This window comes from Saccharothrix sp. ST-888 (assembly GCF_000955975.1).
In the GTDB taxonomy this organism is placed as follows: domain Bacteria; phylum Actinomycetota; class Actinomycetes; order Streptomycetales; family Streptomycetaceae; genus Kitasatospora.
Window position 1 is genome coordinate 1 of the sequence record NZ_JYJF01000412.1, and the last position, 400, is coordinate 400.

Annotated in this window: 1 pseudogene; it reads right to left on the reverse strand. The window is 79.8% G+C overall.

Features of this window, described 5'->3' with window-relative positions:
- Positions 1–400 (reverse strand): annotated as a pseudogene (locus tag UK12_RS33330) (helicase-associated domain-containing protein); the annotation flags it as partial.

Below are 400 nucleotides of genomic sequence, written 5' to 3' on the forward strand. Positions count from 1 at the left end.
GCGGCGTGGCGGCAGGGCCGGCCACCGTCTCCTTGCGGACGGCGGTGGCCGCCCGGTCGCCCGCGCGCACCGCCTTGATCGCGGCGCCCAGCAGGACGTCGTCGGGGCACGGCGGCCCGTCCGGGACCGGGGTCGGGGCGGTCCTCGGCGGGGTGCGGTGGCTGTCGGGGCGGGTGATCAGCACATCGCCCTCGGCGGACTCGGCGGCCGGTGCGAAGCCCATGCCGCGCAGCACCGAGAGCAGCGTCTCGGGCGGCGCCTGGGCGGCCAGCACGGTCGGCGCCAGCAGCCGCAGCCGCAGCTCGGCGGTCCGCCGGTCGGCGAGCACCTCGGCCAGCAGCGCGGTGTCGTCGCAGCGCAGGTACGAGGAGGCGGCGCCGACCCGCAGCACGCCGTGCCG